The sequence below is a fragment of the Micromonospora sp. NPDC003944 genome, assembly GCF_053605225.1.
Genome location: NZ_JBSGIV010000112.1, coordinates 1 through 11,664, shown reverse-complemented (window position 1 = coordinate 11,664; position 11,664 = coordinate 1). Strand labels below are relative to the sequence as shown.

Here is an 11,664-nt window from a genome sequence, read left to right as displayed (position 1 = left end):
GGGGCGCGGGGCGCGGGGCGCGGGGTGCGGGGTGCGGGGCGCGGGGCGCGGCGGACCAGTGCGAGCCTCGCGGCCGAGGCCGGTCGAACCGCAACCGCAGGCCGGGACACAACGGCATTCATCGATATTGCGCGTCGGAAAGCGCTTGCCTTACGATGCGCGGTGAGTCGGATCCATGAGTTTCAGGGCGTGTCACCCCGATCAGATCGCCGTCCGTCGCCGTTTGCGGCGGGGTGGGTCCACTGTGCTTCCCCGGGCGGGGTCGGCGGGCCGCGGCGATCTCCACCGGATCCCCGGAGGCAGTGCATGCACCCGTCCAGACATCGGCTGATCCTGCTCGCCGCCACGACGGCGGCCACCGTCGTGGCCGGTACCGTCGGCACGGTGGTCGCCTCGGCCGCCGCCGTCGGCTGCCGGGTCGACTACCAGATCACGAACCAGTGGCAGGGCGGCTTCGGCGCCAACGTCACCGTCACCAACCTCGGCGACCCGGTCAACGGCTGGGCCCTGACCTGGTCGTACGCTGCGGGCCAACAGGTCACCCAGGCGTGGAACACCGCCGTCACCCAGTCTGGTGCCCAGGTCACCGCGCGCAACGTCGACCACAACGTGGCGATCGCCACGAACGGCAGCGCCTCGTTCGGCTTCAACGGATCCTGGACGGGCAGCAACCCGGTGCCGAGCAGCTTCGCGCTCAACGGCACCACCTGCACCGGCGCTCCACCCACCGACGAGCCGACCACCCCGCCACCCACCACCCCGCCGCCGACCACCCCACCACCGACGACACCGCCGCCCACCACGCCGCCGCCGTCGACCGGGGCGTTGCAGATGGAGAGCCTGGACCGGGGGCTGGTAAGCGTCCGCTCCGGCAGCGGCAACCTGGTCTCCTGGCGGCTGTTCGGCACCGAGTCCTCCGCGGCGGCGTTCAACCTCTACCGGGGGTCCACCAGGGTCAACGCCAGCCCGATCACCGGCGCCACCAACTACCTCGACAGCGGCGCGGCGGCCGGCTCGACGTACACCGTGCGGGCTGTGGTGGGCGGCGCCGAGCAGGCGGCGTCGGCGCCGGCGTTGCAGTTCGGCGCGGGCTACCTGGACGTGCCGTTGCAGGTCCCGGCCGGGGGTACCACGCCGAGCGGCGAGAGCTACTCGTACAGCGCCAACGACGCCTCGGTGGGTGACCTCAACGGTGACGGCAGCTACGAGATCGTGCTCAAGTGGGACCCGTCGAACGCCAAGGACAACTCCCAGTCCGGCTACACCGGCAACGTCTACGTCGACGCGTACACCCTCAACGGCACCCGGTTGTGGCGCATCGACCTGGGCCGCAACATCCGGGCCGGCGCCCACTACACCCAGTTCCAGGTGTACGACTACGACGGCGACGGCCGCGCCGAGGTGGCCATGAAGACCGCCGACGGCACTCGCTCCGGCACCGGCCAGCTCATCGGCTCGTCGTCGGCGGACTACCGCAACTCCAGCGGCTACGTGTTGTCCGGCCCGGAGTACCTGACCATGTTCAACGGGCAGACCGGCGCGATCGCCTCCACCGTCAACTACGACCCCCCGCGCGGGACCGTGTCGTCCTGGGGTGACTCGTACGGCAACCGGGTGGACCGGTTCCTCGCCGGCACCGCGTACCTGGACGGGCAGCGCCCCTCGCTGGTCATGGCCCGGGGTTACTACACCCGGGCGGTGATCGCGGCCTGGGACTTCCGCAACGGCACGCTGGCCAAGCGCTGGACGTTCGACTCGAACTCGTCCGGTAACGGCGCCGCCGCCGGGCAGGGCAACCACCAGCTCTCCGTCGCCGACGTCGACGGCGACGGCCGCCAGGAGATCGTGTACGGGGCGGCCACCATCGACGACAACGGCCGGCTGCTGCACTCCACCGGCAACGGCCACGGCGACGCCCTGCACGTCGGGGACCTCGACCCGGGCCGCGCCGGCCTGGAGGTGTTCAAGGTCGACGAGGACGGCAGCAAGCCCAGCTCCTACTTCGCCGACGCCCGTACCGGCCAGGTGCTCTGGTCCACGCCGGCCTCCGGCGACAACGGCCGGGGTGTCTCGGCGGACATCTGGGCGGGCAGCCCCGGCGCGGAGTCGTGGTCGTCGGCGGCCTCCGGGCTGGCCAACACCAGGGGGCAGAACGTCGGACGCAAGCCGTCGTCGGCGAACTTCCTCGCCTGGTGGGACGGCGACCCGGTGCGGGAACTGCTCGACGCCACCAGGATCGACAAGTACGGCACCGGCGGCGAGACCCGCCTGCTCGACGGCAGCGGGGTGGCGTCGAACAACGGCACCAAGTCCACGCCGGCGCTCTCCGGTGACATCCTCGGCGACTGGCGTGAGGAGGTGATCTGGCGGACCACCGACAGCCGGGCGTTGCGCATCTACAGCACACCCACCCCGACCAGCGTCCGGATCTACACCCTGATGCACGACCCGCAGTATCGGGTGGCCGTCGCGTGGCAGAACACGGCCTACAACCAGCCGCCGCACCCGGGGTTCTTCATCGGCAACGGAATGGGCACGCCGCCTACCCCGGACATCCACCTACGGTGATGCAAACCCTGGCGGTCCCGAACCGGGTCGCCTAGGGTGGCAGGCACCGGGCCGCAGCCGCGGAATCCGCTCAGCTCCGGCCCGGTGCGCCACACCGCGGCATTCCCGACCCGTCCCGACCGGGGATGCCGTACCACCACCGGAACCAACATTAGGCACCGTCCGGGTCGGCGGGGTGACGCTGACGTGAAGATCGTGTTTCACGCGTCCCGGCGTAGACCGCCCGCCACCTGCTCGGCGATCAACTCGTACGACCGCACCCGGTCCTTCACGTCGTACACGAGCGTGGTCAGCATCAGCTCGTCCGCGCCGGTGCGCTCCACCAACTCGGTCAGCTGCCGACGCACCGTCTCCGGCGAGCCCATCGCCTGACCGTCGCGGCGCGCCAGCACGAACTCCCGCTCGACCTCGGTGTACGGGTAGGCCGCCGCCTCGTCGGGTGTCGACAACGGCTCCGGCCGCCCGGAGCGCAGCTTCAGGAACGACAGCGCGCTCGGCCCGGCCAACCACTCGGCCCGCTCGTCGGTCTCCGCGCACACCGCGTTGACCGCCACCATCGCGTACGGCTTGTCCAGCCACTGCGACGGCCGGAAGTTCTGCCGGTACAGGGCCAACGCCGGCAGGGTGTTCTGCGAGCTGAAGTGGTGCGCGAAGGAGAACGGCAGACCGAGCAGGCCGGCGAGCTGGGCGCTGAAGCCGCTGGAGCCCAACAGCCACACGGCCGGCTGCTCACCGCGGCCCGGCGAGGCGATGATCTGCCCCGGCTTCTCCCCGCTGAAGTAGTTCATCAGGTCGGCCAGCTCGCGCGGGAAGTGCTCCGCCGACAGGCCCTCCATGCTGCGGCGCAACGCGAGCGCGGTCACGTGGTCGGTGCCGGGCGCCCGCCCGATGCCCAGATCGATCCGACCGGGATGCAGCGCCTCCAGGGTGCCGAACTGCTCCGCCACCACGAGCGGCGCGTGGTTGGGCAGCATCACCCCGCCCGACCCGAGACGGATCGTCGACGTGTTCGCCGCCAGGTGCGCCAGCAGCACCGCCGGGGCGGAGCTGGCGATCGCCGGCATGTTGTGGTGCTCGGCCACCCAGAAACGGTGGTAGCCCAACTCCTCGGTGCGGCGGGCCAGCTCGGTGGTGGCCTCCAGGGCCGCGCCGGCGGTGGTGCCCTTGGCGACCGGGGCAAGATCAAGAACAGACAACGGTACGGTGATCACACGGTCAGCCAACCCGTCGCCGGCCGGCTTTGTTCCGGCCTGCGGGTTTTCGTCGGCCACCTCACCCGCCGGTCAACCCATGCCGCGCGCCTGCTCGAAGATCAGACTGGTCTGCGTGTGCCGCACCACCGGGTCGACCGCCAGGTGGTCCAGCACGAAGTCCCGCAACGCGTCGCCGGACGCCGCCCGCACATGCAGCACGTAGTCCTCCGCGCCCGCCACGTGGAACACCGACACCACACCCGGCAGCCGCACCGACCGGGCCCGGAACGCATCCACCGCCGCCCGCTCGTGCGCGGTCAACCGCACCGACACCAGCGCCTGCAACGGCAGCCCGAGCGCCGCCGGATCCACCTCGGCGTGGAAACCACGGATCGCACCGCGCTCGCGCAGCGCCCGCGTACGCGTCAGGCAGGTCGACGGTGCCACGCCCACCCGCTCGGCCAGGGCGTTGTTCGGCAGGCGACCGTTCGCGGCCAACTCGGCGAGGATCGCGCGGTCCACCTCGTCCAGGGCCGGATACGGCCGCAGATCATTCGGCTCAGGGGGCATCGGACCATCCTCGCCCGAACCCAACGCCGAAACCACCCCCAATCACAGAATGATCTGCCGAACTATTGCTTGTCGTCCGGCAGATATTCGACGCTACCGCCATGGCAACGATGGACACCCGGGCCGTACACGCCGGCCGCGACGACCTGCGCACCCTCGGCGTGCACGTACCACCCATCGACCTGTCCACCACCAACCCGCTGCCCTCCGTCGACGACGGCGGCGCCGCGTACGAACAACTCGCCACCGGCGGCACCCTGCCCACCGACGGCAGCGCCGTCTACCAACGGCTCTGGAACCCCACAGTCGCCCGCTTCGAAGGCGCCCTCGCCGAACTGGAAGGCACCACCCAGGCCGTCGCCTTCGCCAGCGGCATGGCCGCCCTCACCGCCACCCTGCTCGCCGCCGCCCGCGACGACCGCCGGCACGTCGTCGCCGTCCGACCCCTCTACGGCGGCACCGACCACGTCCTCGCCACCGGCCTGCTCGGCACCACCGTCACCTGGACGCGCCCCGACGAGGTCGCCGCCGCCATCCGCCCCGACACCGCCCTGGTCATCGTCGAGACACCCGCAAACCCCACACTCGACCTCGTCGACATCGCCGCACTCGCCGCCGCGGCCGGCGACGTCCCCCTGCTCGTCGACAACACCGTCGCCACCCCCGTCCTGCAACAACCCGCCCGCCACGGCGCCACCCTCGTCCTGCACAGCGCCACCAAGAGCATCGGCGGGCACGGCGACGTCCTCGCCGGCGTCGTCGCCTGCGACGACACCTGGGCCGCACGACTCCGCCAGGTCCGCGCGGTCACCGGCGCGATCCTGCACCCCCTCGGCGGCTACCTGCTGCACCGCGGCCTGCAGACCCTGCCGCTGCGGGTCCGCGCCCAACAGGCCACCGCCGAGAAACTCGCCGGCTGGCTCGCCGGCCACCCCGCCGTACACCTGGTGCACCACCCCTCGGTGCACGACCCGGCGGCGCTGGTCGGACGGCAGATGGCCGGACCCGGCAGCCTGCTCGCCTTCGAGGTACGCGGCGGCGCGCCCGCCGCGGCCGCCGTCGCCGGCGCCTGCCGGCTCATCACCCACGCGGTGTCCCTCGGCGGCGTCGACACCCTCATCCAGCACCCCGCCTCGCTCACCCACCGGCCGGTCGAGGGCGACGCCAAACCCGCCGCCGCCCTGCTGCGCCTCTCGGTCGGCCTCGAAGACCCCGAGGACCTGCGCGCCGACCTCGCCCACGCCCTCGACACGATCGTCTGATCAGCGCAGCTCGCGGTTGCCCAACACCCGGACGGCCGAACCCTCCCGAGCCACCCGCAACATCGCCCGACCGATCCCGTCCGTCGTGGTGACCTGGTTCGGCAGCAACCGACGCAGCACCGGAAACAGCGGACGGGTGACCGCGTAACCGAGCCGGTACCACCGCGTCTTCGACACCGCCCCGTACGTCGGCTGGATGAACCCCGGCCGCGCCGCGTAACCGTTGGGCAGCAGCTCCATGATCGCGTTCTCGGCGCGACCCTTGACCCGCGCCCACATCACCCGACCCCGACCCGACGAATCGGTCCCCTGACCCGAGACGTAGACGAACGTGACCTGCGGACTCACCTCGGCCAGCAACCGCGCCGCCGCCACCGGATAGTCGTAGCTGACCCGCGTGTACGCGGCCTCGTCAAGACCGAGCGAGGACACCCCCAGGCAGTAGAAACACGCGTCCACGCCGGTCAACTCGGCCCGCACCGCGCCCAACTCGCCCACGTCCGCGACCGTCAGCTCGCGCAGCTTCGGACTTCGCTGGCCGGTCGGCCTGCGGCCGACGGTGAGCACCTGCCGCACGTCCTCGGCGAGCAGCGCCTCCCGCAACACGCCCTGGCCGACCATCCCGGTCGCACCGAAGATCGCCACCCGCATCAGCACCCACCCCCGTCGTCGACCCCGCCACCGCCTGTCAGCCACACTCCCACGCGCGGCATGACCGTCGACAGCCGGGGAAAGCGGCTTGGACCGACATCGCCGAACCGGCAGGGGGACGAACATGCCGTTCATCACCGTGGGCACCGAGAACAACACCGCCATCGACCTGTACTACGAGGATCACGGCTCCGGCCAACCGGTCGTGCTCATTCACGGCTTCCCGTTCAACGGTGCCACCATGGAGAAGCTGGCCACTCCGCTGCTCGCCGCCGGATACCGGGTGATCACCTATGACCGCCGGGGGTTCGGCGCCTCCAGCCAACCGGACACCGGGTACGACTACGACACCTTCGCCGCTGACCTCGACACCCTGATGACCGAGTTGGACCTGCGCGACGCCATCCTCGCCGGCCATTCCATGGGCACCGGGGAGGTGACCCGCTACCTCAGCAGGTATGGCTCCGACCGGGTCAGCCGAGGAGTGCTGCTCAGCCCTCTCGCCCCGTTCCTGCTCAAGGCCCCGGACAACCCCGACGGGGTCGACGGAAGCGTCTTCGACGGGTTCAAGCAGGCCATCACAGCGGACCGGTTCGCCTACCTCACCGCCTTCTGCACCAGCTTCTTCAACTACGACCAGACCAAGGGCAAGCAGGTCAGCGAGGAAGCCTTCCAGGCGCACTGGACCATCGGCAGGCTCGCCTCCGCCCGCGCCATGCACCAGTGCATGGACGCCATCCCCACCGACTTCCGCGCCGACGTGCCCCGCATCGACGTGCCGATCCTCATCGTGCAGGGCGACCAGGACGCCGTCCTGCCCTACCCGGTCACCGGTCAACGGCTCGCCCCGTTGCTGCCCAACGGCACACTCGTCACTCTCAAGGGCGCACCGCACGGCATCCCGTGGACACACGCCGACGAGATCACCAAGGCGATCATGGACTTCATCGGCGCGCCCGCCATGGCCCGCGCGTAGGCGTCGGTCAGGACTTCGGGCCGACGTGCCGGTCCAGTGTGGCGACGGCGTCGCGTCGCGCCACCGACAGGGAGTTGCGTCGGTTCATCCGCCAGGCGACGCCGAGGAGGTCGAGACCCCACTGGCAGAGCCCCATGATGTCGGCCGACTCGTTGACGAACATGTAACGCGGGTAGATGTAGTGCCGGCCTCTCGTCGTGACCCGGTTGGCGACGCGGCAGCCGTCGGAGTGGAAGAGGCCGCGCAGGAAGTCGCCGGCGTGCTGTTCGATGATCGGTCGTTGCCAGTCGGCGAGGACGATCGGCCGATCGTGCTTCTTGCCGGGACCGTGCTGCGGGAGCAGGCAGGGCCAGTGGAGGCCGTAACTCTGCACGCCCACGCAACCCTGCTTCTGGACCCGTTGCACCTTCGAGGCCAACACGGCACGCATGGCCACGTCGCACGCCTCGATCAGCCCGGGCCAGGCATCGGAACAGTAGATGCGCAACACCGGAACACGCGCCCTCGTCACCAGGTGGCCGTCGCCCAGGTAGAGACCGAGAAGGTAGGCGTAGGCCGCGGGGTCTGTCGGACTGCCGACACCTTCACGGCAGCGGAAACACCTGAGTTGGGTGCCCTGGAACTTGGCTTCCGGCCGGTCATTACACCAGTGCCAGACCGTCCGATAGGGCAGATCGACAGCCCGAGCGGTGTCGGCGACAGTGCTGCCCGCGAGAAACAGCTGGCGTGCGCGAGCACGGATCTCAGGTGGATGCACGAGACCATGCTCGAACACCCGTACGACATTAATGTGTGCCCTCGGTGGGATTCGAACCCACACTGTATGGAGTTTGAAGCCATTGCCTGCTGCCAGTTGGGCTACGAGGGCGCTTCCCTGATTCAGCCCTGACAGGATACCCACTACGCTGAAGGCGGTGACACCCGGCTGGGCGGGTGCGCGTTCGAACTGGTGGGGGTAGGGCTGGTGGCTGAGATGCCGACGGATGCCGAGCGCAGGCGCGTACTGATCGCCGAGGACGAGGCGCTGATCCGGCTGGACCTCGCCGAGATGCTTGTCGAAGAGGGTTACGAGGTGGTGGGGGAGGCCGGCGACGGTGAGACAGCCGTGCGCCTCGCCGAGGAGCTGAAGCCCGATCTCGTCATCCTCGACATCAAGATGCCGATCATGGATGGGCTGGCTGCCGCCGAGCGCATCGCCGGTGCCCGGATCGCCCCCGTGATCATTCTGACCGCGTTCAGCCAGCGTGACCTGGTGGAGCGGGCGCGCGCGGCGGGCGCGATGGCGTACCTCGTGAAGCCTTTCCAGAAGAGCGACCTGGTCCCGGCGGTGGAGATCGCGTTGTCGCGGTACTCGGAGGTCGCGGCCCTGGAGGCGGAGGTCGCGAGCCTGACCGACCGCCTGGAGATCCGTAAGTCGGTGGAGCGTGCCAAGGGCGCGCTGATGACGACGTACGGGATGACCGAGCCGCAGGCGTTCAAGTGGATCCAGCGCACGGCGATGGACCACCGGATGACCATGAAAGAGGTCGCCGAGCGGATCCTCGCGGAGACCGCCGGCGGCGAGGTGTCGCAGCAGCCCAGCGTCTGAGTGTCCGACGCGGCGCCGCGGGGCCGCCGTGGGTGACCTCCGGTGGTTAGCATCGACGGGTGTCCGTCCGACGGGTGATCGCGGTGTTCGGCGTGTTCGCGCTGGTCCTGTCCGGCTGCGACGGGCCGCCTTCGCCGCGCGGCGGTGAGCCGACGACGGTCGCGGCACCGGCGTCGCGGCCGGATTGGCAGCCGCTGACGCTGCCGGCGCCGCCCGGCGGTGCGGGGCATTCGGTGGTGCGTGACGCGGCGTCGTGCGCGGGCCGGTGGTTCGTGGTCGGTGGCGTCGTCGACGCGCAGGGTGGTACGCGCCCGGCGGCCTGGACCAGTGTGGACGGTACGACGTGGACAGTCGTCGAGGTGCGTCCGGATTCCTTCTACGGTCGGCAGAACGTGTTCCTCTCGGTGGCCTGTCGGGACGGGAAGGCGGCGCTGATCGGCGCGAAGGTCGGTGGCGCGCACGGTTATCCGCGGGTGAGCACGTGGCGGCAGGTGGCCGATGGTGCGCTGGTCGAGGTGCAGGCGTCGTTCGAGACGTACGGCGGGCCGACGGCGGTGAACGTGTCCCGGCTGGCGGCCGGCCCGCCGGGTTGGTTGATCGTCGGTAACCGGTCGGCGGGTGCCGCGTCCTGGGTGTCGTCGCCGGACGCGGCGGAGTTCGCGCTTGTCGAGGGCGCACCGGAGCTGGCCAGTGACGCGGTGGGGGTGACCTGGGCGTTCGACGCGGTGGCGACGTCGTCGGGGTGGCTTGCGGTGGGGGGTCTGTTGCCGGCTGGCCGGATCGACCGTGACCCGGCGGTGTGGTCGTCGCCGGACGGGCGGTCGTGGCGGCGCACGGTGTTGCCCGGCGGTTCGGAGTACGAGGAGTTGCAGCGGGTGGTGCTTGCCGACGGCGTGCCGGTGGCGGTGGGGCTGCGTGGGGGGACGTTCGGCGCGTGGCGGCAGGAGGCGGCGGGTTGGGTGTCCGTCGGGACGTTCGGGCGGCGGGCCGGTGCCGGGGTGCCGGGGGTGGGGTCGCTGGTGTCGTCCGGGGGGCGTCTGGTCGCCGCGGTGACGGATGGGGCGCGGCATTCGGTGTGGGTGTCGGCCGATCGGGGTGGGTCGTGGCGGGAGGCGACGATGCCGCTCGATGTGCCGGCGGGTGTTGACCGGGATGTGACGCTGGTGGCGGTGGGTGACCGTTTGTGGTTGGCGGCTGACGACGGCACGCGGGTCGGGTTGTGGTGGGCGGCGGGCCCGGGCGCCTGACCGTCGGCGGTGCGGTGACCATTCACCCCGCGGTGCCGTCGGCGTGGACGTTTGCGCAGGTCAGTCGGCTTTTTGTCAGCTGCGCGTGGTCCGGGTCGGTGCGGGTGGAGTGCGACCGGGCGTGGGTTTAAGGACCGACTGGTGGATTCACCTGTTACGGACATCGACATGATTGCCCACGTCTTCGTAACGGTTTCGCAGACCCCGCCTTCAGGCCTTCCGAGACGGTATGTCGTGTCGGTACGCTCCGCCATCACGAGCCGTAACGCAGGGGGCGTCCCTGCGGGGTGGGTGGAATTGCGGGTCTGCTGCTGTCGCCGTCGCTTCGGGTCAGCCGCGTCCGTATCTCGAGGAGGTCAGGAAGCCGTGAGGCGAAGCTATGTACGGGCGCTGGGCACCGTCGCGCTCGCCGCAACCCTTGTGGTTGCGGCTGGTTGCCAGGATTCCGGTGGCGGCGATGGTGGCACCGCGTCGGGCGACTGCGGTGGCAAGATTGCGATCTTCGGTGCGTTCACCGGCGACAACGCGGGTCTGGTGATCCCGTCGCTGAACGGCGCGGAGCTCGCCGTGGAGCAGTTCAACACGGCGAACCCGAACTGCAAGGTCACCATGCAGAAGTTCGACACCCAGGGTGACCCCGCGGTGGCGACCCCGTTCGCGAACCAGATCGCGGGCGATAACTCGTTCCTCGGTGTCATCGGTGGTCACTTCTCCGGTGAGTCGGACGCGACCATGCCGATCTACCAGGCTGCCGGCCTGGCGATGGTCAGCCCGTCGGCGACCCGCACGGACCTGACCCAGAAGGGCAACACGTCCTTCTACCGCGTGGTCGGTAACGACGGCACGCAGGCCGGCGCCGTGGCCAGCTACCTGAAGACCCAGAACGCGAAGAAGGTCTTCATGGTCGACGACGCCAGCGCCTACGGCGCGGGTATCACCGAGGAGCTGGGCAAGCAGCTCGGCCCGCTGGTGGTCAACAAGGACAAGATCCAGGAGCGGCAGGCGCAGTTCGACGCCACCATCTCCAAGATCAAGGCCGCGCAGGCGGACTTCGTCTTCTACGGCGGTTACACCCGTGAGGCCGCTCCGCTGGTGAAGCAGATGCGTGCCGCCGGCGTCCAGGCCAAGTTCGTCGGCCCGGACGGTCTCTACGACACCGCGTTCCCGTCGGGTGCCTCCGGTGGCGCCGAGGGCGCGATCATCACCTGCCCGTGCCTCCCGGCCGACAAGGCCGGCGGCACCTTCTCCGCCGACTACCAGAAGAAGTACGGCATCCCGCCGGGCTCCTACGGCGCTGAGGGCTTCGACGGCGCGACGATCTACCTGGACGCCTTCAAGGCGGGCAAGAAGACCCGGGCGGACATCCTGGCGTTCGTGAAGGCGTACGACAAGCAGGGTGTGTCGAAGTACATCAAGTTCGACTCCAAGGGTGACGTCGACCCGACGAAGGTCGTCATCTGGGCCTACCAGATCAAGGGCAACGCTATCGAGCCGCTGCAGGAGCTCAAGCTCATGTGACCGATCATGTCGACCGCGATGTTGTTGCGCACGAAGCCGTAGATCGACTCGGCGAACCACTGCTTCTTGGTCGGCACCAACTGAGGGTTCC

Annotated in this window: 10 protein-coding genes, 1 tRNA gene and 1 pseudogene; 6 read left to right on the top strand and 6 right to left on the bottom strand. The window is 70.1% G+C overall.

Annotated elements, in window-relative coordinates; translation table 11 throughout:
- Nucleotides 1-306 precede the first annotated feature (306 nt).
- Nucleotides 307-2,568: a rhamnogalacturonan lyase family protein gene (locus ACWER9_RS30935; RefSeq protein WP_452305175.1), complete on the top strand. Its 2,262-nt coding sequence runs from the start codon at nt 307-309 to the stop codon at nt 2,566-2,568.
- 200 nt (nt 2,569-2,768) lie between these two features.
- Here ACWER9_RS30935 and ACWER9_RS30930 read toward each other — a convergent pair whose 3' ends face one another.
- Together ACWER9_RS30930 and ACWER9_RS30925 are read right to left on the bottom strand one after the other, a co-directional pair.
- A complete protein-coding gene (locus ACWER9_RS30930) occupies nt 2,769-3,779 on the bottom strand; it encodes an LLM class flavin-dependent oxidoreductase (protein WP_452305174.1) in 1,011 nt (336 codons plus the stop codon).
- A 72-nt stretch (nt 3,780-3,851) separates the two neighbouring features.
- On the bottom strand, nt 3,852-4,331 hold the full coding sequence (locus ACWER9_RS30925) for an Lrp/AsnC family transcriptional regulator (RefSeq protein WP_452305173.1): 480 nt from the start codon (nt 4,329-4,331) through the stop codon (nt 3,852-3,854).
- A gap of 83 nt (nt 4,332-4,414) precedes the next feature.
- Here ACWER9_RS30925 and ACWER9_RS30920 point away from each other — a divergent pair, with 83 nt between their 5' ends.
- The gene (locus tag ACWER9_RS30920; RefSeq protein WP_452305176.1) at nt 4,415-5,593 is read left to right on the top strand and encodes a trans-sulfuration enzyme family protein; all 1,179 of its coding nucleotides are present in this window, start codon (nt 4,415-4,417) and stop codon (nt 5,591-5,593) included.
- On the opposite strand, the gene ACWER9_RS30915 is transcribed toward ACWER9_RS30920, so the two are convergent.
- Complete coding sequence (locus tag ACWER9_RS30915; RefSeq protein WP_452305172.1) at nt 5,594-6,244, bottom strand: epimerase; 651 nt, start codon at nt 6,242-6,244, stop codon at nt 5,594-5,596.
- A 124-nt stretch (nt 6,245-6,368) separates the two neighbouring features.
- Between ACWER9_RS30915 and ACWER9_RS30910 the strand changes: the two genes are divergently transcribed.
- Nucleotides 6,369-7,220 carry an alpha/beta fold hydrolase gene (locus ACWER9_RS30910; RefSeq protein WP_452305171.1) on the top strand — a complete coding sequence of 284 codons (852 nt, stop codon included), beginning with the start codon at nt 6,369-6,371 and terminating at the stop codon, nt 7,218-7,220.
- A gap of 7 nt (nt 7,221-7,227) precedes the next feature.
- On the opposite strand, the gene ACWER9_RS30905 is transcribed toward ACWER9_RS30910, so the two are convergent.
- The gene (locus tag ACWER9_RS30905; protein WP_452305170.1) at nt 7,228-7,995 is read right to left on the bottom strand and encodes a transcriptional regulator; all 768 of its coding nucleotides are present in this window, start codon (nt 7,993-7,995) and stop codon (nt 7,228-7,230) included.
- Nucleotides 7,996-8,013: 18 nt separating this feature from the next.
- Nucleotides 8,014-8,088, bottom strand: a tRNA-Leu gene (locus ACWER9_RS30900).
- 96 nt (nt 8,089-8,184) lie between these two features.
- Here ACWER9_RS30900 and ACWER9_RS30895 point away from each other — a divergent pair.
- From ACWER9_RS30895 to ACWER9_RS30885, 3 genes are all read left to right on the top strand, one after another.
- Nucleotides 8,185-8,808: an ANTAR domain-containing response regulator gene (locus tag ACWER9_RS30895; RefSeq protein WP_030489054.1), complete on the top strand. Its 624-nt coding sequence runs from the start codon at nt 8,185-8,187 to the stop codon at nt 8,806-8,808.
- 59 nt (nt 8,809-8,867) lie between these two features.
- Nucleotides 8,868-10,055 (top strand): hypothetical protein, encoded by a 1,188-nt coding sequence (locus ACWER9_RS30890; protein WP_452305169.1) that lies wholly within the window; start codon nt 8,868-8,870, stop codon nt 10,053-10,055.
- A gap of 366 nt (nt 10,056-10,421) precedes the next feature.
- The gene (locus ACWER9_RS30885; protein ID WP_452305168.1) at nt 10,422-11,573 is read left to right on the top strand and encodes a branched-chain amino acid ABC transporter substrate-binding protein; all 1,152 of its coding nucleotides are present in this window, start codon (nt 10,422-10,424) and stop codon (nt 11,571-11,573) included.
- Here ACWER9_RS30885 and ACWER9_RS30880 read toward each other — a convergent pair.
- Nucleotides 11,570-11,664: pseudogene (locus ACWER9_RS30880) on the bottom strand (F0F1 ATP synthase subunit A); the annotation flags it as partial. The gene ACWER9_RS30885 and the pseudogene ACWER9_RS30880 overlap by 4 nt on opposite strands.

Coding starts and splice junctions, on each gene's coding strand:
- ACWER9_RS30935 (WP_452305175.1), top strand. CDS start 307: ATGCACCCGTCCAGACATCGGCTGATCCTGCTCGCCGCCACGACGGCG.
- ACWER9_RS30925 (WP_452305173.1), bottom strand. CDS start 4,331: ATGCCCCCTGAGCCGAATGATCTGCGGCCGTATCCGGCCCTGGACGAG.
- ACWER9_RS30915 (WP_452305172.1), bottom strand. CDS start 6,244: ATGCGGGTGGCGATCTTCGGTGCGACCGGGATGGTCGGCCAGGGCGTG.
- ACWER9_RS30910 (WP_452305171.1), top strand. CDS start 6,369: ATGCCGTTCATCACCGTGGGCACCGAGAACAACACCGCCATCGACCTG.